This is a genomic window from Bradyrhizobium sp. MI1.7 (assembly GCF_055811795.1).
The window spans coordinates 38,355-56,400 of sequence record NZ_JBVVPO010000056.1 but is presented as its reverse complement, the minus strand read 5'-3'; the positions used below and the strand labels follow the sequence as shown (position 1 = coordinate 56,400).

Annotated in this window: 19 protein-coding genes; 10 read left to right on the top strand and 9 right to left on the bottom strand. The window is 64.3% G+C overall.

Features of this window, described 5'->3' with window-relative positions; all coding sequences use genetic code 11:
• From AC0L3X_RS35315 to rfaD, 4 genes are all read right to left on the bottom strand, one after another.
• A partial coding sequence (locus tag AC0L3X_RS35315; RefSeq protein ID WP_473317202.1) for a nucleoside-diphosphate sugar epimerase/dehydratase occupies positions 1-896 on the bottom strand: 896 nt, incomplete at its 3' end.
• Between the two features lie 135 nt (positions 897-1,031).
• Positions 1,032-2,285, bottom strand: a complete 1,254-nt coding sequence (locus AC0L3X_RS35310) for an O-antigen ligase family protein (protein WP_473317200.1) — start codon at positions 2,283-2,285, stop codon at positions 1,032-1,034.
• 41 nt (positions 2,286-2,326) lie between these two features.
• On the bottom strand, positions 2,327-3,811 hold the full coding sequence (gene rfaE1 / locus AC0L3X_RS35305) for a D-glycero-beta-D-manno-heptose-7-phosphate kinase (RefSeq protein ID WP_473317198.1): 1,485 nt from the start codon (positions 3,809-3,811) through the stop codon (positions 2,327-2,329).
• Positions 3,812-3,824: 13 nt separating this feature from the next.
• Positions 3,825-4,805 carry an ADP-glyceromanno-heptose 6-epimerase gene (rfaD, locus tag AC0L3X_RS35300; RefSeq protein ID WP_473317197.1) on the bottom strand — a complete coding sequence of 327 codons (981 nt, stop codon included), beginning with the start codon at positions 4,803-4,805 and terminating at the stop codon, positions 3,825-3,827.
• Positions 4,806-4,979: 174 nt separating this feature from the next.
• Here rfaD and waaF point away from each other — a divergent pair, with 174 nt between their 5' ends.
• Entirely contained in the window at positions 4,980-6,029 is a 1,050-nt protein-coding gene (gene waaF / locus AC0L3X_RS35295) for a lipopolysaccharide heptosyltransferase II (protein ID WP_473317196.1), read from the top strand.
• 268 nt (positions 6,030-6,297) lie between these two features.
• Entirely contained in the window at positions 6,298-6,696 is a 399-nt protein-coding gene (locus AC0L3X_RS35290) for a hypothetical protein (protein ID WP_283017097.1), read from the top strand.
• 192 nt (positions 6,697-6,888) lie between these two features.
• Here AC0L3X_RS35290 and AC0L3X_RS35285 read toward each other — a convergent pair whose 3' ends face one another.
• Positions 6,889-7,926 carry a glycosyltransferase family 4 protein gene (locus AC0L3X_RS35285; RefSeq protein ID WP_473317195.1) on the bottom strand — a complete coding sequence of 346 codons (1,038 nt, stop codon included), beginning with the start codon at positions 7,924-7,926 and terminating at the stop codon, positions 6,889-6,891.
• A gap of 126 nt (positions 7,927-8,052) precedes the next feature.
• Here AC0L3X_RS35285 and galE point away from each other — a divergent pair, with 126 nt between their 5' ends.
• The 3 genes from galE (at position 8,053) to AC0L3X_RS35270 (ending at position 11,726) form a co-directional block, all read left to right on the top strand.
• The gene (gene galE / locus AC0L3X_RS35280) at positions 8,053-9,066 is read left to right on the top strand and encodes a UDP-glucose 4-epimerase GalE (RefSeq protein ID WP_473317194.1); all 1,014 of its coding nucleotides are present in this window, start codon (positions 8,053-8,055) and stop codon (positions 9,064-9,066) included.
• Between the two features lie 118 nt (positions 9,067-9,184).
• Positions 9,185-10,987, top strand: a complete 1,803-nt coding sequence (locus tag AC0L3X_RS35275; protein WP_473317193.1) for an ABC transporter ATP-binding protein — start codon at positions 9,185-9,187, stop codon at positions 10,985-10,987.
• 37 nt (positions 10,988-11,024) lie between these two features.
• Complete coding sequence (locus AC0L3X_RS35270; RefSeq protein WP_473317192.1) at positions 11,025-11,726, top strand: fumarylacetoacetate hydrolase family protein; 702 nt, start codon at positions 11,025-11,027, stop codon at positions 11,724-11,726.
• A 141-nt stretch (positions 11,727-11,867) separates the two neighbouring features.
• Here AC0L3X_RS35270 and AC0L3X_RS35265 read toward each other — a convergent pair whose 3' ends face one another.
• Positions 11,868-12,326 (bottom strand): YybH family protein, encoded by a 459-nt coding sequence (locus AC0L3X_RS35265; protein WP_473317190.1) that lies wholly within the window; start codon positions 12,324-12,326, stop codon positions 11,868-11,870.
• Positions 12,327-12,455: 129 nt separating this feature from the next.
• Between AC0L3X_RS35265 and AC0L3X_RS35260 the strand changes: the two genes are divergently transcribed.
• Together AC0L3X_RS35260 and AC0L3X_RS35255 are read left to right on the top strand one after the other, a co-directional pair.
• Positions 12,456-12,998 (top strand): Spy/CpxP family protein refolding chaperone, encoded by a 543-nt coding sequence (locus tag AC0L3X_RS35260; protein ID WP_473317188.1) that lies wholly within the window; start codon positions 12,456-12,458, stop codon positions 12,996-12,998.
• A gap of 3 nt (positions 12,999-13,001) precedes the next feature.
• Positions 13,002-13,727, top strand: coding sequence for a sulfite exporter TauE/SafE family protein (locus AC0L3X_RS35255; protein WP_473317187.1), 726 nt, complete (start codon positions 13,002-13,004; stop codon positions 13,725-13,727).
• An 87-nt stretch (positions 13,728-13,814) separates the two neighbouring features.
• On the opposite strand, the gene AC0L3X_RS35250 is transcribed toward AC0L3X_RS35255, so the two are convergent.
• The gene (locus AC0L3X_RS35250; RefSeq protein WP_473317186.1) at positions 13,815-14,744 is read right to left on the bottom strand and encodes an aspartyl/asparaginyl beta-hydroxylase domain-containing protein; all 930 of its coding nucleotides are present in this window, start codon (positions 14,742-14,744) and stop codon (positions 13,815-13,817) included.
• A gap of 232 nt (positions 14,745-14,976) precedes the next feature.
• Here AC0L3X_RS35250 and AC0L3X_RS35245 point away from each other — a divergent pair, with 232 nt between their 5' ends.
• A complete protein-coding gene (locus tag AC0L3X_RS35245) occupies positions 14,977-15,645 on the top strand; it encodes a hypothetical protein (RefSeq protein WP_473317185.1) in 669 nt (222 codons plus the stop codon).
• Here the strand turns inward: AC0L3X_RS35245 and AC0L3X_RS35240 are convergent.
• Positions 15,614-15,769, bottom strand: a complete 156-nt coding sequence (locus AC0L3X_RS35240; protein ID WP_209957160.1) for a hypothetical protein — start codon at positions 15,767-15,769, stop codon at positions 15,614-15,616. The two genes, AC0L3X_RS35245 and AC0L3X_RS35240, sit on opposite strands and share 32 nt — an antisense overlap.
• Before the next feature lie 154 nt (positions 15,770-15,923).
• A complete protein-coding gene (locus AC0L3X_RS35235) occupies positions 15,924-16,847 on the bottom strand; it encodes a LysR family transcriptional regulator (protein WP_473317184.1) in 924 nt (307 codons plus the stop codon).
• Positions 16,848-17,059: 212 nt separating this feature from the next.
• Between AC0L3X_RS35235 and AC0L3X_RS35230 the strand changes: the two genes are divergently transcribed.
• Both AC0L3X_RS35230 and AC0L3X_RS35225 read left to right on the top strand, forming a co-directional pair.
• Positions 17,060-17,770 (top strand): SDR family NAD(P)-dependent oxidoreductase, encoded by a 711-nt coding sequence (locus AC0L3X_RS35230; RefSeq protein ID WP_445216583.1) that lies wholly within the window; start codon positions 17,060-17,062, stop codon positions 17,768-17,770.
• A gap of 15 nt (positions 17,771-17,785) precedes the next feature.
• On the top strand, positions 17,786-18,022 hold the full coding sequence (locus AC0L3X_RS35225; protein ID WP_473317183.1) for a tautomerase family protein: 237 nt from the start codon (positions 17,786-17,788) through the stop codon (positions 18,020-18,022).
• The last annotated feature ends 24 nt before the right edge of the window (positions 18,023-18,046 follow it).

Here is an 18,046-nt window from a genome sequence, read left to right as displayed (position 1 = left end):
GTGACGATGACAGCCTTGCCCTTGATCAGCGCTTCGAGCCGCGCATAGTCGATCTTTTCGCTCGGCCGCAGCAGGAGATCCTCGACCGCGACGGCAGTGAGGCGCGGCGCGTCGCCGCTCTCCAGCGAGGGCATGCGGTTGACGATCACGCCCAGCTTGCGCGCGCGCATCAGGATCGATTCCGGATGAGCGTCCGGCTCGAACGCGGACGGCGTCATCACCAGGCGTGCGATCGGCTTGTCGCGTTTGGCGAAGTCGCCGACGACGTCCTCGATGTCGTCGAAGTCGCCCAGCACCGGCACGTTGCGGATGAACTGGCCGCGATCGGATCTCGACGGCGACAGCACGCCCACCGGCCAGATGCGCTTGATCGCCCCGCTCTCGATGCCGCGCAGCAGCACCTCGGCATCCGCGGCACGGCCGATAAGCAGCGTCGGCGCGGCATCCTCGCCCCTCGCATGCCGCCGCACCCGCGTATAGCGGAAATAGCGATAGGCCATGCGCAACGCGCTGAGGGAGGCGATCTCGAGGAACCAGTAGAGGACGATCGTCACCTTGCCGAGGAAGAAGGCGCCGCGGACGTTGGGGGCGACGAAGATGTAGTCGAGCGCCAGGAGGGCAACCGTCAGCACGGTCGCGACCCGGATGATGTTCAGCGCGTCAGGCAGCGAGATGAAGCGCCATTTCGTCGTGGTCAGGTTGAAGACGAAGAACACGACCACGCTGAAGGCGAGGAAGTAGGGCAGGATCTGGAACAGCAGCGGCAGGCGGTCGAAGAAGCCGTCGCCGCCTTCGAAACGCAGGTAGAAGGCCGCGAACAGCGCCGCCGTGGTCGCCAGCAGGTCGTGGAGCGCGATCAGGAAATTGCGCAAGGTGAGATGCGAAAGACGCGTCATCCGCCGACCGATGAAATCCCAGTTAGGTGCAACCTGACTGCGCTGATAGCCCATCTCGACAAGACTTGCCAGTACGACAAGACTTGCCAGCACGACAAGACTTGCCAGTACAAGGCTTGCCAGCCGCGCGGCCGTTCAGGAACCGGCTTCCCCCACCTTCGCCTCGGCGTGTCGGGCCCGGATCACCATGCCGCCGGCAACGCCGACGCCGATGACATACATCCAGCCCTCGTGGAAATCGAACAGATGGGAGTTGAACAGCGAAGTGAAGACGTTCTGCACCACGACCAGCAGGCCAATCCAATGGGCCAGCCCGTCGCCGCGGAACAACAGGAGATGCAGGATCCAGATCGCGTAGAGAACGACGATGCCGATGACGCCCCATTGCACGGCGACATTCAGCGTCTGGTTATGCGGATTCCCGATCACCTCGGCAGAGGCCTGGTAGTGGCCGCTGGGCGTCGCGACCGCTTCGAACAATCCGCGCGTCGAGCCGGTGCCGTGCCCCTTGATCGGCGCCTCCGCGAAGAAGCCGAGCGATTTCCGCCAGAATTCGAGCCGCAGGCCCAGCGAGGTCGGCTCGCCCTTTTCGACATAGCGCGTGTAGTCGCTGACAAAGGTGTCGGCGGTCTTGCGCAATTGCGGCGAGGCCTGCCAGGCGAGAGCGGCGCCGGCGAGCAGAGCGGCCGAGATGATCGCGATGCTGCGCCATCTCAGATGCAGCAACGCCAACACGCCGAACATGACCGGAATCGTGACGAGCGCGGTGCGCGACACCACCACGAAGGCCATGTTGACGAAGAAGCTGAGCGCCAGCGCGGTCAGCAATCCGGCGAGCCAATAGCGCTTCTGGCGCAGCAGCATCACGATGGGATAAGCGAGCGCGACCGCGCACAGGGTGAATTCCTGGCTCTGGTCGATGTAGTTCTTGACGAAGATACCGCGTTCGAGGTGGTCGGGCTTGAGCGTCAGGTTGGGATAGAAGGCGACCAGCCACGACATCACCGAGAGCAGCGCGCAGGACACCAGGAACGCGATGAAGATCCAGTGCCCGCGCGACGAGCGCTCGAAATGATAGAGGAAGACCGGCAGCACGAGCAGCTTGACGGTCGGATTGACCGCATAGAGACGCGCGCCCCAGGCCGCATCCGACCACAGCGTGCCCACCAGCGCGAGCAGGACCAGCGCGATCGGCACGGCTGCGATCGGGCGCTTCAGCGATAGCAGGAATGCGCGGACGTCGAGAAACGGCACCATGCAGAGCAGGAACGCAACGTTGAAGATCGCCGCGAGCGAGGTCGACCAGGGCAGTGACGCCACAGTCAAGATGGCAAACAGGTCGACCGCCTCGCACCACGCCGCCGGGCTGCGAAAGCGCCGCCGCAGCATCTGGCCGGTCGTCTCCCGGGCGAGCGTCGTCGCTTGGTCCGTCACTTGCCCCCTCCCCGCGCGCGATGGACCAGCGCGGTCGTGCTGAAGCCCGGGAGGATGTCGACCAGCACGACGGTTCCGCCGGCGGCTTCGACGACCTCATGGCCGACCACCTGCTCGCGGGTGTAGTCGCCGCCCTTGACCAGCGCGCTGGGCTTGATCCGGGTGATCAAATCGATCGGCGTATCCTCCTCGAAGATAACGACGAGATCGACGGCTTCGAGCGCCGCGAGCACTTCCGCACGCGCCCGCTCGTCCTGAACCGGGCGATCGGCGCCCTTCAGCCGCCGCACCGAGGCATCGCTGTTGAGGCCGACGATCAGGCGATCGCAGGCTCTGCGCGCCGCGGTCAACACCTTGACGTGGCCGGGATGCAGGATGTCGAAGCAGCCATTGGTGAAGCCGACGCGCAGGTCCTGCCTCTTCCACTCGGCGAGCTGCGCCTCGAGCGCGCCCGGCGCGAGCAAGATCTTCTCCTCCGCCGCAAGATAGGCATGTGGCAGGATCTTTCGGCGCAGCTCGGCCGCGCTCACGCTGGCCGTGCCCTGCTTGCCCACGGCGACGGCAGCGGCGGCATTGGCCATGCGCAGGGCCGTGTCCCAGTCCGCGCCTGCGGCGAGCGAGACCGCAAGGGCTGCTGCGACCGTGTCACCCGCGCCGGAGACGTCGCGCACCTTCACGGGGACTGCCGGAACGTGAACGGCTTCGCCATTGCGCGGCACCAGCGTCATGCCGTGCTCGCCTTGCGTGACCAGGATCGCCTCGCAATCGGCGAGCCGCATCACGTCCTCGCTGGCATCGACGATGCTTTGCGGCGTGTCGGCGCGGCTGCGGGTCGCCTCCGAAAATTCCTTGCGATTGGGCGTGAGCAGCGTGGCGCCGCGATAGATCGCCCAGTTCAGGCTCTTGGGATCGACGATCACGGGCTTGCCGAGCGTTCGCGCGGCGTCGATCGTGTGGCGGATCACGCGCGCGGTCAGCACGCCCTTGGCGTAGTCGGAGAGCAGCACGATGTCGGCGCGCGCGATCTGCGGTAGGATTGCGTCGATCAGCCTGGTCTCGATGTCGTCGGAGGCAGGCACCGCCTGCTCCCAATCCGCGCGCAGCATATGCGTGGAAAAATGCTCGGAGACGAATCGGACTTTTCGCGTGGTGGGCCGCGACGGATCGCACACCAGCGCGCTTTCGATGCCGGCATGCTCCGCAAGTGCCGCTTCGAGCCGCTTGCCCGCATCGTCCTGGCCGACGAGGCCGATGAAGATGCAGCGCGCCCCGAGGGACGCGATATTGCGCGCGACGTTGCCGGCGCCGCCGATATGGATCTCGCTGCGCTGGGCGGCGATGACAGGCGCCGGCGCTTCCGGCGAGATCCGCGACACCTCGCCATAGACGAACTCGTCCAGCATGATGTCGCCGATGCACAGCACCGTACGGCCTGAGATGGCTTGCGCGAGAGCGTCGAAATCGAGAATGGGCGTCGGCATGGTCCTTGAAGCCTCAGCGGAAGCGGTCTGGCCGGTCGAGATAATCGCCGACATAGGCTTTCACCGCATCCTCGAGCGTCGTGAAGCCGCCGTTATAGCCGGCGCGGTGCAGGCGATCGACCTCGCTCTGGGTGAAGTATTGATAGCTGCCGCGGATCTGCTCGGGCATGTCGACATATTCGATGTTGGGCCTGGTGCCGAGCGCGGCATAGGCAGCGAGCATCAGGTCCCTGAAGCTGCGCGCCTTGCCGGTACCGACGTTGAAGAGGCCGGACACCGACGGCGTCGCCAGCAGCCACATGACGACGCGCACGACGTCGTCGACATAGATGAAATCGCGGCGCTGATCGCCGTCGGCGATGCCCTCGCGATGCGACTTGAACAATTGCACGACACGGCCCGCCCTCACATCGTCGAAGCGGCGCGCCAGCACGCTCATCATCGAGCCCTTGTGGTATTCGTTGGGGCCGAACACGTTGAAGAATTTCAGCCCCACCCATTGCGGCGGCAGCTCGTCGCCGCGCACGACGCGCTCGGCGACGGCGAGATCGAACAGGTGCTTGCTCCAGCCGTAGAGATTCATCGGCCGCAGTTTCTTCAGCGCGGGCAGTGAGGCGTCGTCGCCAAAGCCGTCGGCACCATCGCCATAGGTCGCGGCCGAGGAGGCGTAGATCAACGGCACCGCAGCCGCCGTGCACCAGTCCAGCAGGCGCATCGACAGGCGAAAATTGGTCTCGATCACGAGATCGCCGTCGGTCGCGGTGGTCTCGGAAATCGCCCCGAGATGGATCACGGCGTCGAGCTTGCGGCCCTTCAGCCAGTCGAGCAGCTCGGCCGGCGGGACGATATCCACAAGCTGGCGCTTGGCGAGGTTTCGCCACTTGCCCTCGGTCCCGAGGAGATCACAGACGACGACATCGCTGCGACCGGCCTCGTTCAGCGCGGCGACGACATTCGATCCGATAAAACCGGCCCCGCCGGTCACCAGCAACATTCCACCTACCCTGCCAGGTTTTGCCCTGCCCGATTTTCACGGCCAGGTCCTGCCCTAGCGCATGATCCGCCAAAGTGTAAGCGGTTTTGGGGTCGGCGCTGTCCCGGCTTTACCTGCAGGTCCGGAGCGGGTAACCGAACTGCCACATCAGCGCGTTCCCGGTCCTATTAACGAATGAACCAAGATTCGCAATTTAGCCGAGATGCAGATCGGAGCGACACCCGCCCGATCTTGATCATCCCCTATATGTGGATCGGCGATTTCGTCCGGAATCACACCGTTGTTCGGGTCCTGAACGAGCGCTGGCCCAACCGGCCGGTCGATCTCCTCACCACCTCCCTCTGCGCCCCCTTGGTCGATTACATGCCCGGCGTGCGCGATGGGCTCGTCTGGGACCTGCCGCGCAGCCGGCTGGCAGTAGGCCGCCAGTTCGGCCTGGCGAAGCTCCTGCGCGAGCGGAACTACGGGACAGCCCTGGTGCTGCCCCGGACCTGGAAGGCGGCCATCGCGCCCGCCCTGGCCGGGATTCCGGAAAGGGTCGGCTTCGTCGGCGAGTTCCGGTTCGGCCTGCTCAACCGCTGGCGCTGGGGTGAGAAGAAGCTGCCCCGCTTTATCGACAAAAACGCCGCACTGGCCCAGCCCGATGGCGCCCCCCTGCCCCCGGAATGGCCGGTGCCCCAATTGCGGGTCCCGGCCGAGGACATCGTCCGCTGGCGGCAGGCCAATGGCCTCAGCGCCGGAGCGGCGGTCGCGCTGGCTCCTGGCTCAGTCGGCGTCTCAAAGCGCTGGACCTACTATCCGGAGGCCGCCCGTTTGCTGGCCGAGCGCGGTCTGGAGGTCTGGGTGGTCGGCGGCCCCGCCGAAAAGGGCCTTGCCCAGGAGATCGTCGCCGCGGGCGGCCCGGGAGTGCGGGACCTCACCGGCAACGATCTGCGCAACGGCGTGCTGGCCATGGCCGCGGCCGGCGTCGCCATCTCCAATGATTCCGGCCTGATGCACATCGCAGCCGCCTTAGGCACGCCCACCATGGGCATCTTCGGCCCGACCAGCCCCTACCTCTGGGCCCCCCTCAACGGCCTCGCCGCGACCGTAGTCCAGGACAAGAGCGTGCTCTCATGCCAGCCCTGCCAGAGTACGATCTGCCGCATGAACGACCACCGCTGCATGCGGGACATCGCGGCTTCCGAGGTCGTGGCGATCGCGCAGCGGGTGCTCGGAGTGTGAACTCATTGACGCCATGCGTTGGTCGGGCAACTGGCAGCGAATCCAACAGCAGGTCTTTCCGTCCGCCAGCTTTAGTCAGTGACGTTGCGCTTTGCCTCAAGCAGACGAGTGCTCTGCAGAGCCTATTGACTTAGATCAACAACAGCTTCGCCAGTTCGCCGCACCCAAATACTGCTCAAGACCGATACGTAGGGCCGCGTCTTGCTGCGCCCCCATCGGCGTCGAAGAGGCTGATTTGGCGATATTGACCATTTAGTCGGAGAGTTTCATGAGGACCTTCAATCCTTTGGTGACGTTGGTACTTCTCGTGACGCAATCGGCCTCGATTCAGGCTGCGGATTTGAACGGAGCTTGGACAATCGACGCCTCGGCCTGTGGCCAAATATTCACCAAAGAGAACAACAGGCTTGCCTTCAAGAAAGATGCTGATCTCCACGCGGGCGGTTTAATCGTCCAAGGAAGGCAAGTAACCGGCACATTTGAAAAATGCACCGTCAAATCGTTGCGCGATGACGGGCCGAATATGCGAATAATCGCGTCGTGCTCGGACGGCGTCTCGATTTCAGACGTCGCATTCGACCTGACATTCTCCGGGGAGAATAATATCACACTCAGCTCCAAGGAGCCGGTGCCAGTGCAAATGCCGTATGTGCGCTGCCCAATGTGAAGTCGACCGCGACGGCCGTCGAGGCTGTGCCGATGATGACACCATGCCGGTGTTTTGCCCGACGAGTCAAATTGTTTTCGTAAAATCAGAATAAGATCATCGCCGGCCGCCAAGCCATTGATTCTGCTGGCACCGGCTACTGTGCATGGGGTTGTCTTCGCGGTTTTGCTTTGCGGCCCTGGAAACGATGCTTCAGAGCAGCGGACGATAGACCTCGCCGATCCGCGCCGCTTCGGCATCGAGGCTGAACTTCTCAAGCACGCGCGACCGGCCGCGCTCACCCATCACCGTTGAAGAGGCCACGTCGCGCATCAGCGGCTCGAGCGCCACGGTGAGCGCGCCGGCATCACCTGTCGGGATCAGCACGCCGGTGACGCCATCCTCGACCACGAGCTCGGCAGCCCCGGCACGCGCGGCGACGAGCGCGCTGCCGGCGGCCATCGCCTCGATCAGCGTCAGGCCAAATCCCTCGTTGCGCGAGGTGAAGGCATAGATCGTCAGCCGCTGGTACCAGCGCTGCACCGCTTCGATCGGCAGCTCGCCGGTGATGACGATGCGCGATTGCAGGTTGGCTGCCTCGATGCGTTTCTTCAGGTCGTTCGCGAAAGGAGTCTGCTCAGGCGTGACCTGTCCGACGATGACTGCGGTGAAGTCAGGATAGCGTGGCAGCAGCCGGCACATCGCATCGACGAACACATCGGTGCCCTTCTGCGCGCGCACCCGGCCGAAGCAGCCGATCGCGTAGCGGCCTGGCAGCGCGGCTTCCGCGAAGGCAGCGGCGCGATCTGGCGGCGGCGCATAAACGTCGGTGTCGACGCCGTGCGGGATCACCGTCGCCTTCACTTTCAGGAACGAGGCCGAGATGTCTGATGTCGCGATGATCGCGTCCATGCGCCGGATCAGCCAGCGCGTGATCCAGCTGTGATGCCGCTGCGCGGCCGACGTGAACACGAGTTTGAGCGGCCAGCCGAGCGCGCGCAGGAGCACGCCTGCGATCATCTCGTTGTTGCGCCGCGCATGCCAGATCAATGCCGTCTTGCGGCCCCATAGCCTGAGGAAATCGGCAGCGCCCAACCGCGAAATCCCCTCGGGCGCGTCCGAGCCGAACCATGCGGCGCGATAGAGCTTCGCCAGCCGCGGCGCCACCATCCGGTTGGTCGCGGTGACCCCGGAATAGCGCCTGTGCAGATTTGGCACGATCACTTCGAGATCGCCGGGGGAATTCGCCACGTCATGCTCCGTTACGGAAGCCCCCTATACGCAACATTAAGCATAGTGACCAGTTCAGGGCTGCCGAAACCCCCTCTTCACCGCGCAAACGTTAACTTGGCGCGTTGATCGAAGACGGGTGAGATCATGACTGTGCTAGTCACCGGCGGCGCCGGCTATATCGGAAGTCACACGGTCCTGGCGCTGGCGGAAGCCGGCGAGGACGTCGTCGTGATCGACGATCTCTCCACCGGTTTCTCCGCCTATCTGCCCGAGGGCGTGCCGCTGTTCATTGGCGACGCCGGCGACGAGAACCTGGTCGAGGGCGTGATCGCCCAGCACAACATCGAGAGCATCATCCATTTCGCGGGCTCCGTCGTCGTGCCGGACTCGATGCGCGATCCGCTCGGCTACTACCGCAACAACTTCATGACCGCGCGCAATTTGCTCAACGTCGCCGTCAAGCGCGGCATTAGCCGCTTCATCTTCTCCTCGACCGCAGCTGTCTACGGCAATCCGGACCTGGTGCCGGTGCCGGAGCACGCGCCGACGCGACCGCTGTCGCCCTACGGCTCGTCGAAGCTGATGACCGAGATCATGCTGCACGACGTCGCCGCCGCCTACGGCATGCAATACGTGACCTTGCGCTATTTCAACGTCGCCGGTGCCGATCCGCAGGCGCGCATCGGGCTGGCCACCGTCGGCGCCACGCATCTGCTCAAGATCGCCGTCGAGGCCGCGACCGGCCAGCGCGCCAAGATCGACGTGTTCGGCACCGACTATCCGACCCAGGACGGCAGCTGCATCCGCGACTTCATCCACGTCTCGGACCTCTCGCAGGCGCATCGCTCCGCACTCGCTCACCTGCGCAACGGCGGCGCCTCGACCACGCTCAATTGCGGCTATGGCCGCGGCTATTCGGTGCTGGAGACCATCGACGCGGTGCGCCGGGTTTCGGGGCGCAGCTTCGCCGTGCAATACGCCCCGCGCCGGCCCGGCGACATCATGACTATGGTCGCCGACACCAGCCGCATCCGCGGCCTGCTCGACTGGAAGCCGCAATACGACGACCTCGAGACCATCGCGGCCCACGCGCTGGCCTGGGAGGACAAGCTGTTCCGCGAGCGCCATGGCGAGCTCCGCCACGCCGTCTCGGCCTAGATTCCATCCCAGCGCAAGCCCTTAATTGGGCTTGAAAAGCGCGGCTTTAGCGGGCACAGAGGCCCTTCGATCCCTGACGCGCGGGCAGGCCTTTCCTTGCCCCGTCAATGGACACCGGATGGCCCAGTTTCCAAAGAAAATCACCGACGATCCCTATACGGCGGCAATCCTGATTCGCCGCCTGGTCACGGAACAAGGGGTCATCTACTGGCGGCGCTACCTCGTCGCCTTCGCGCTGATGGCGCTTGCCGCCGGATCGACCGCGGGCGCGACCTACGTGCTCGGCCAGGTCATCAACCAGGCCTATGTCGACAAGAACATCCCGGGCATCGCGATGTTCTCGGGCATCACGGTGATCCTGCTGTTCATCAAGGGTGTGGCGACCTACGGCCACATGGTGATCCTGACCAAGATCAGCAACGCGATCCTCGCCACCAATCAGCGCCAGCTGTTCGCCAAGCTGATGCGCGAGAGCGTTGGCTTCTTCTCCGAACGGCATTCGTCTGAATTCCTGGCGCGGCTGACCGCCGGCGCCAAATCCATCACCGACGTGCTCAACATGCTGGTCAACGCCGTCGGGCGCGACCTGTTGATGCTGCTCGCCATGATCGGCGTGATGGTGTGGCAAGACCCGGTGATGTCGATCATCGGCCTCGTCGTGGTGCCGCCGGCAATGCTGGTGCTGCGCAAGCTGGTCAAGCGCATCAAGGGCCTCGCCTTCAACCAGTTCACCGGCACCGCCGACATCTTGGAGACGATGCAGGAATCGCTCCAGGGCATCCGCACGGTGAAGGCATTCACGCTCGAAGACACCATGCAGAAGCGCATCGACGAGAACATCGCGATCGTCGAGCGCAATGCCAACAAGATGGCCCGCGTCGCCAACCGTTCCAACCCGCTGATGGAGATGCTGGGCGGCTTCGCGGTCGCCGGCTGCCTGCTCTACGGCGGCTACAGCGTGGTCGCGCTCAACGCCACGCCCGGCGCGTTCTTCTCCTTCATGACCGCGTTCCTGATGGCAACCGAGCCGGCCAAGCGGCTGGCGCGGCTCAACATCGATCTGAACAGCCAGCTCGTTGGCGCGCGCATGCTGCTCGAAGTGGTCGACAGCCCGGCGAGCGAACATTCCGACGACGACAAGCCGGCGCTGAAGCTGTCCGAAGCGAAGATCGAGATGCGCGACGTCAGCTTCTCTTACCGGACTGGCGAGAACGTCCTCAACCGCATGAGCTTCGTGGCCGAGCCCGGAAAAGTCACCGCGCTGGTCGGCCCCTCCGGCGGCGGCAAATCGACCGTGCTGGGGCTGCTGCTGCGCTTCTACGAGGTGACGCAAGGCGACATCGTGATCGACGGCCAGTCGATCGGCGCGGTCTCGCGCAAATCGCTGCGCGCGCAGACCGCCTATGTCGGCCAGGACGTGTATCTGTTCCGCGACACCATCCGCAGCAACATCGCCTTCGGCAAGCCCGGCGCGACCGAAGAGCAAATCATTGATGCCGCGAAAGCCGCCTGCGCGCATGATTTCATCATGAGCTTCCCGCTCGGCTACGACACCCCGGTCGGCGAGCACGGCACGCAGCTTTCGGGCGGCCAGCGCCAGCGCATTGCGGTGGCGCGCGCGCTGATCAAGAACGCGCCGATCATCCTGTTGGACGAGGCCACCGCCGCGCTCGATTCCGAGTCCGAGCGGCAGGTGCAGGAGGCGATCGAGCATCTCTGCCAGAACCGCACCACCATCGTGATCGCGCACCGCCTGCACACCATCATGCACGCCGACGCGATCCTGGTGGTCGAGGGCGGCGAGATCGTCGAGCAGGGCCGCCACGACGATCTGCTGCGCCGTTCCGGCCGCTATGCCTCGTTCTTCCGCCTCCAGCATCACGACGCCGGCGCTCTGGCGCCGATCAGCGCAACCGCATAGAGTTCCTCATCAACCTCAAGAGCAGCGAGATCGCTCCATGAACGCCGCCTCCTACGTCATCCCGCTTCCGCCACAGGCTTCGCTTCCCGTCGTCGGAGAGAGCGGCCGTTACCCGGTGCGCCGCATCTGGTGCGTCGGCCGCAACTACCTCGAGCACATCCGCGAGATGGGCAACGACGAGCGCGCCCCGCCGTTCTTCTTCGCCAAGCACGCCGACATGCTGGTGCCCGACGGCGCCACCATTCCCTATCCGCCGCTGACCAAGGATCTGCATCACGAGGTCGAGCTGATCGTCGCGATGAAGAGCGGCGGCCTCAACATCCCCGCCGACAAGGCGCTCGACCATGTCTACGGCTATGCCGTCGGCATCGACCTCACCCGCCGCGACCTCCAGATCGCCTCGCGCAAGAAGGAGCGTCCGTGGGAGATCGGCAAGTCGTTCGACGGCTCGGCCCCCTGCTCCGCAGTGCAGCCGGCCTCGAAGATCGGCCATCCCGCCAAGGGCAAGATCTGGCTGACCGTCAACGGCAAGGAAGCCCAGAAGGGCGATCTCACCGAGCTGATCTGGAACGTGCCCGAGATCATCTGGCAGCTCTCCCAGCAGGTAAAGCTCGCCGCCGGCGACATCATCATGACGGGCACACCGGCCGGCGTGTCGCAGCTCCAGCCGGGCGACAAGCTCGAATGCGGCGTCGACGGCGTCGGCATGCTGAAGGTCTCGATCGGCCAGCCGGAATAGCAAACGTGGGTTCGTAGGGTGGATTAGCGAAAGCGTAATCCACCGCTTTCGACCTTTGCCAAGATGGTGGATTACGCTGCGCTAATCCACCCTACGCACTGCAAATCGAGGCCCCGGTCGCATCCGGGGTCTTTTGCATTTCTACCAGGCCTTCACCGGCCGGTTGGCGTGGCTCGCCTGCGGCACACCGCGATTGAGCGACATGTGGGAATGCACGCACAGCCAGCCATCGCCGTTTTTCGAAAACACCATCGTTGCCCGGCCGGGCCGCGGAAACGCGCTGCCATCGGGATGATAGCCGGTGCTCGTCCACGGCGCGACCACCGTCGCCATCGTGCCGTCGGGGGCTGCCAGGACCGAGACCTGGTCAAGGACGAAGCGGAAATCGGTCGTCTTCGGCCAGACGTTATTCCATTGGGACGAGACCCATTGGTCGAGGCCGGGGATGACATCGTTATGCGTGCCGAAGGCCACCACGTCCGGGTGGAAGAGCGGCCGAGCCGACGCGTAGTCGACCTCGCGGACATAGCCTGAGAAGGTATCCAACCACTCGCGGAACAATTGCACGATCTCGGTGTTCGCAAGTGGCAACGGGGCCATTGCCTGCTCCATGTTTGGCGCTTGATCAAGGCAATGTTGTTGCCATGGGGCGAACCGTCCAGCAAGATATGTACTGAGAGCACCGGTGGCGATCGGTCGACGAACCGGTGATTTCATGGAGCCAGACTCATGAGACGCCTCTTTCTACTTGCGGCCACCGTCTTCGTCATGTGTGACGCTGCCAACGCGCAATCCAGCCAGCCCTATGCTGGCCTCGAGCAGCGCCCCATCAAGGCGCTGTCGCACCAGCAGATCGACGATCTCCAGACAGGACGCGGCATGGGCTTGGCGCTCGCCGCCGAACTCAATGGATATCCCGGCCCGAGCCATGTTCTTGAGCTCGGTGATCGCCTCGACTTGACCCCGGATCAACGCATCCGCGTTCAGGGTCTCTTCGAAGCGATGAAGCAAGAGACGGTCCCGCTGGGTAACAAGCTTGTCGAGCAAGAGAGGGAGCTGGACCGTCTTTTCTCAGCCGGCGTCGTGACGTCGGAGTCGCTCAAGGCGACCATCGCTGCCATTTCCGAAACTCAGGCACAGCTCCGTGAGAGCCACCTCAAGTACCACCTGACGACCGCTGCCTTGCTCGACCAGAGTCAACTGCAGCGATATGCCGAGGTGCGAGGTTACCAGCGCCCCGACAGCTCCAAGGGACACAAGCATCATCATTAGAAAATGCTGACGGCGTTCTTCGCTGCGGTTTCTCTTCTCTACGCGACAGTAGGTCAAGCTGGAGGAACGGCATTTCTTGCCTTGATGGCCTTTGCCTCGTTTCCTCCAAGCGAAATGCGGCCAACGGCGTTGCTGCTGAATATCGTCGCCGCCACGTATTCCACGTGGCTGTTCAATCGCGGCAGCCATATCGATTGGGCAAAGTTGAAGCCGTTTCTTATCGCCTCACTGCCGACCACCCTGGCCGGCGCATCCATTGTTCTGGCCGATGACATCTACCACACGGTGACGGGGCTTGTGCTCATCGTCGCCGCTGTCGTCCTGATGATCGGACGGAGCAACCGTGATGCGCCGGATCGCGTTACCCCGCGCTGGGCAGCGATATCCACGGGCGCAGGTGTCGGCTTCATCTCGGGGCTCACCGGCGTCGGCGGAGGCGTTTTCCTCGCTCCCATTCTGGTTGGGATGCGCTGGGCGTCACCCAGGCAGACCGCGGCGCTTTCCGCGCCATTCATCCTGGGAAATTCGGCAGTCGGTTTGATCGGCGCGCTTCACGCGGGGCAGGCACCGTCACCCCAAACGTGGCTGTATGCCTTGGGTGCGCTAGCCGGCGCGACCGTCGGAACCACGATTGGTCTGCGACGGCTTTCGCAAGCAACGACACGCTACATTCTCGCAGCGATCCTTGGCTCTGCCGGCGTTCAACTCGTAGCCTTCGCTGCCAGATGAAGCCGGAATCCTATGGCGGATTACGCTTCCGCCTTCGCTCTGCGAGCTACGGCGGACAAGTCGCCAATCCACCCTACGCACCCTGCTTCACCGCAGCGCCGACATCACGATGAGACCGAGGATCAGCGCCGTCAGCGAGTATTTCAGCGTGTAGTAGACGTTGCGGTTCCACTCCTTGACCTTGCGGCTGCCGAGATGGATCTCGTAGAGCTTGCCGAACACCTTGTTGAGCACGCCGACGCTCTCGCCATCCACGTTCTGGGTCGCCGACGCCTTGACGATGTGATGGCTGACCCAGCGGTTGATCGCGGTCATGAAACCGTACTTCATCGGGCGCTCGACGTCGCAGAACAGGATGATGCGGTTGACGTCGGTCGCATTCTCCGCGCTGTGGATGAAGGTCTCGTCGAACATGAAGGCCTCGCCGTCGCGCCAGACGCATTCGACGCCGTCGACCAGGATGCGGCACTTGTTCGAGTTCGGCGTGACGAGGCCGAGGTGATAGCGCAGCGAGCCGGCGAATGGATCGCGGTGCGCCCCTAACTTGCCGCCGGGCGGCAGCATCGCGAACATCGCACCGTGCACGCTCGGGATCGATTTGAGCAGCTCCACCGTCTTCGGGCACAGCGTGTTCGCCGACGGCAGGAAGTCGTCGTACCATTTCAGGTAAAACCGCTTCCAGCCGCTCTTGAAGAACGAGTAGAAGCCCCAGTCGTTGTTCTTCGCCGCGGCCCGAATGAAGCCTTCGTCGAACAGGCGCACCGCCTCGTCGCGAATGGTCTCCCAATTCTCGCTGAGGGGTTTAAGCTCCGGAAACTGCTCGACCGGGATCACCGGCTTGTTCGGCACGGCGGAGCCTGCGTACATCAGTACGTTGTACGGTGCGAGATAGGTCGAGTGATCGCCGAGCTGGCGCGCGAAGCGCAGTCGCTGCTTGCCGCGGAAGTGAACGTAAATGGTCGAAGCCGCGAACACATAGAGAATGACAAGTTGCGGCGCAAAAAGCTGTTTCAGCATTTCCCCAAATCCCGAGTGACCCAGCCGGGGACGTGATCTACTCCGACCCGGCCCGAGCTGCAAGATATTGGCGTGCACGCTGAGGCTGTTCCGCAGGTTGTGATTGGGACGGTCCCAAGCCGTGCCGCACAATTTGAAATCGTAGCTGACCCGCCGCCAATCCCGGCGTTGCGGTCGGTTTGCGGCATGCTATCCTGGCTCCAGGGTTGGAAAATCGGGGTGCGTCTTGGGGATGTGGCGGTCGTTGGCGGGCTCCTCGCTCGCGCTGGTTCTGCTTGGAATATTCGCACCCGTGGACGGCCAAGGCCCTTCGCCGTCACCCAAAAGCGGCAAGCCTCCGGATCCGGAGTTGCGCGGCCAGTGGCTACGGGTGGGGCAGACATTCGCCTGCAAGGTCGAAGCCGGTAAGCGCATCACCCCGCCCGATCCCGACGTGCTTAGCTTTGCCTGCCAGCGCATGGGCGCGCTCGGCGTCGGCATCTCGGAGGCCTCGCTCAAGGCCGTGCTCGGCGAGCCGCACCGCAAGCTGCCGCCGGCCGACAACGCCACGAACTATGTGTACTTCCTCGGCAAGCCAGACCAACCTCCTTACCTCGCCGCGACCGTGAAGGCGAACCGTGTCGTCGCACTTCAGGTCAGCGGGCCGGCGCCGGTCGCCACCTACAGCTTCAACCAGGTCAATCTCGGCGACAGCACCGAAAAACTGATGGCGCAGTTCGGCGGCCCATTCCACGTCGGGCCGAGCGGGCTGGAGAAGACCGAGCTCTGGACTTACGAGCCATGGCCCTTCTCATTCGAGGTGAGGCAGGACCGCGTCACCTCGATCCGGATCAGCGATCCGACCATCAAGTCGATTCGATTGCGTCCGATCAAGCCCGGGACAGCGCCTGCAGGCCTTTGAAGGTGAGGCGCTTGGGGTCGGTGACGCCGGCGAGATAGAGCCGGCGGATGAAGGCGATGACGGCGTCGCGGTCGTAATCGGTCAGCGCGACGACGGCGTCGACCGCAATCTTCTGGGCTTCCATTGGGCTCACCTCGGCCTTGCGAGTAACCCCGGCCGAGACAGGCTAGGACTCATCCGTTAAATCGGCGTTAACCGTTCTGGAACCATCGCCGATTCAGCCCGGCGGCCGTATACGCAAAACAACGCATCGGCCGTCGCCGCGCGGCCGCAATGTCTTAGCGTGCACCAAGGCTCTTCTTGAGCTGCGCAAAGTGCTTCTTCAGCCGGGGCACGGCGAAGTCGGTGAAGGCCCGTACCTTGGGCACCGAGAGCCGGCCCTGCGGGCAGATCAAATGCGCGGGCATCTCCGGATCCTCATCGCCGGCCAGCACGATCTCGAGCTCGCCGCGCCCGACCTGCTCGGCCACCTGGTACGAATACATCCGCGCCACGCCGCGCCCGGCAACCGCTGACGCCACCGCCGCATAGGTGCTGTTGACGACGAGGCGCGGCGTGAACTGGACTGTCCTGGCTGCCGATGAGCCGGCCTGTGGCGCAAAGGTCCAGGAATTGGGAAGGTGCGCCATCGCCACGATCTGGTGCTTGGCGAGATCGCCGGGTTCAGCGATGCGCGGGTGCTGCTTCAGGTAGCGGGGCGCTGCCACAACGACGCGGCTGATCTCGCCGACCCGCATCGCCACCATCGCCGAATCCGCGAGAGGGCCGATGCGAAGCGCGATGTCGACGCCCTCCTCGATCAGATTGACCGAACGGTCGAACAGCAGGAGCTTCGCCGACACCGTCGGATAGGCATCGAGAAATGCATCGAGGATCGGCCGCAACACCATCTCGCCCGACACCACGGGGGCAGTTATCGTGAGCAGGCCCCGGGGTGCCGTGCGCGGTCCGGCCGCGATGTCGTCGGCCTCCTCCAGCTCGGTGAGCACGCGGCGGCAGATCGTAACGTAGCGCTCGCCCTCCTCGCTCAGCTTGATCGATCGCGTCGTCCGGTGCAGCAGCTCGGCGCCGACCCGCTCCTCCAGGAAGGCGATGGCGCGGCTGACCGCCGCCGGCGAACGGCCGAGCTTGCGCCCTGCGGCGGCCAAGCTGCCCTCGTCCACCGCAAGGACGAACACCTTCATCGCATCCAGACGATCCATGCCTACCCGTCACCCCATCAAATTCCAGTGACAAGCTAGGCGTTCGCCCCCGCCGCGACAACCGTCGCCAAAGGCCGGTCCGGCATTCGTTCGCGCCACGTAACAGTGTCTGCCGGACAACGTGTATTCGCAGCCGGGCCGCTGCGGCGTACCTCACCACGCAAGCCAGCCGCTGCTGGCGCAGGTTCTGAAAGCAACAACAGGAGTCCGTCATGGGTATCGAGCAGAAGGTCGCCATCATCACGGGTGCATCGCAGGGCATCGGCGCCGCCCTGGTCCAGGGCTTTCGCGATCGCAACTATCGCGTTGTCGCAACGGCGCGGTCCATCAAGCCGTCGGGCGACGATGACATCCTCGCCGTTCCCGGCGACATCGCCGACCGGGCCACCGCGGAACGCGTGGTCTCGCAGGCCGTCGCGCGCTTCGGCCGCGTCGACACGCTGGTCAACAATGCGGGCATCTTCGTCGCAAAGCCGTTCACGCAATATACTGCCGAAGATTATGCGGCGGTAATGGGGACCAACGTCGCCGGCTTCTTCAACATCACGCAGCTCGCCATCGCCGAGATGGAGAAGCAGGGCTCTGGCCATGTCGTCCAGATCACGACCACGCTGGTCGATCAAGCGAACTCGAACGTGCCCTCGGTGCTGGCCTCGCTGAGCAAGGGCGGGCTGAACGCCGCGACCAAGTCGCTCGCGATCGAATACGCAAAGCGCGGCATCCGCGTGAACGCGGTGGCGCCCGGCATCATCAAGTCGCCGATGCATCCCGTTGCGACGCATGCCCAGCTCGGCGCGCTGCATCCGGTCGGCCACATGGGCGAGATGTCCGACATCGTTGGCGCCGTGCTCTATCTCGAGAGTGCCTCCTTCGTCACCGGTGAGATCCTGCACGTCGACGGCGGCCAGAGCGCCGGCCACTGAGCGCGGAGAAACACGATGCCGATCGTCACGATTCAAGTGACCCGCGAAGCAGCGACGCCGGGAGCGGCGTCGCTCACGGCCGAGGAGAAGGCCGCGCTGATCAAGGGATCGAGCCAGTTGCTGCTCGACGTGCTCGGCAAGCCGCTCGAGTCCACCTTCGTGGTGATCGAGGAAGTCGACACCGACAATTGGGGTTGGGGCGGCCTTCCCGTGCAGGACTTCCGGCGCCGCCGCGCCGCAAAGACAGGATGATCCGCGCGCGACCGCGCGCAGGAG

What these genes read in the sequence shown, in the direction of transcription:
- rfaE1 (WP_473317198.1), bottom strand. Translation starts at nt 3,811, where the DNA reads ATGCCGACGCCCATTCTCGATTTCGACGCTCTCGCGCAAGCCATCTCA.
- waaF (WP_473317196.1), top strand. Translation starts at nt 4,980, where the DNA reads ATGAACCAAGATTCGCAATTTAGCCGAGATGCAGATCGGAGCGACACC.
- galE (WP_473317194.1), top strand. Translation starts at nt 8,053, where the DNA reads ATGACTGTGCTAGTCACCGGCGGCGCCGGCTATATCGGAAGTCACACG.
- AC0L3X_RS35235 (WP_473317184.1), bottom strand. Translation starts at nt 16,847, where the DNA reads ATGGATCGTCTGGATGCGATGAAGGTGTTCGTCCTTGCGGTGGACGAG.
- AC0L3X_RS35260 (WP_473317188.1), top strand. Translation starts at nt 12,456, where the DNA reads ATGAGACGCCTCTTTCTACTTGCGGCCACCGTCTTCGTCATGTGTGAC.
- AC0L3X_RS35230 (WP_445216583.1), top strand. Translation starts at nt 17,060, where the DNA reads ATGGGTATCGAGCAGAAGGTCGCCATCATCACGGGTGCATCGCAGGGC.
- AC0L3X_RS35255 (WP_473317187.1), top strand. Translation starts at nt 13,002, where the DNA reads ATGCTGACGGCGTTCTTCGCTGCGGTTTCTCTTCTCTACGCGACAGTA.
- AC0L3X_RS35270 (WP_473317192.1), top strand. Translation starts at nt 11,025, where the DNA reads ATGAACGCCGCCTCCTACGTCATCCCGCTTCCGCCACAGGCTTCGCTT.
- AC0L3X_RS35240 (WP_209957160.1), bottom strand. Translation starts at nt 15,769, where the DNA reads ATGGAAGCCCAGAAGATTGCGGTCGACGCCGTCGTCGCGCTGACCGAT.
- AC0L3X_RS35245 (WP_473317185.1), top strand. Translation starts at nt 14,977, where the DNA reads ATGTGGCGGTCGTTGGCGGGCTCCTCGCTCGCGCTGGTTCTGCTTGGA.
- AC0L3X_RS35290 (WP_283017097.1), top strand. Translation starts at nt 6,298, where the DNA reads ATGAGGACCTTCAATCCTTTGGTGACGTTGGTACTTCTCGTGACGCAA.
- AC0L3X_RS35250 (WP_473317186.1), bottom strand. Translation starts at nt 14,744, where the DNA reads ATGCTGAAACAGCTTTTTGCGCCGCAACTTGTCATTCTCTATGTGTTC.
- rfaD (WP_473317197.1), bottom strand. Translation starts at nt 4,805, where the DNA reads ATGTTGCTGGTGACCGGCGGGGCCGGTTTTATCGGATCGAATGTCGTC.
- AC0L3X_RS35225 (WP_473317183.1), top strand. Translation starts at nt 17,786, where the DNA reads ATGCCGATCGTCACGATTCAAGTGACCCGCGAAGCAGCGACGCCGGGA.
- AC0L3X_RS35265 (WP_473317190.1), bottom strand. Translation starts at nt 12,326, where the DNA reads ATGGCCCCGTTGCCACTTGCGAACACCGAGATCGTGCAATTGTTCCGC.
- AC0L3X_RS35275 (WP_473317193.1), top strand. Translation starts at nt 9,185, where the DNA reads ATGGCCCAGTTTCCAAAGAAAATCACCGACGATCCCTATACGGCGGCA.
- AC0L3X_RS35310 (WP_473317200.1), bottom strand. Translation starts at nt 2,285, where the DNA reads ATGCTGCGGCGGCGCTTTCGCAGCCCGGCGGCGTGGTGCGAGGCGGTC.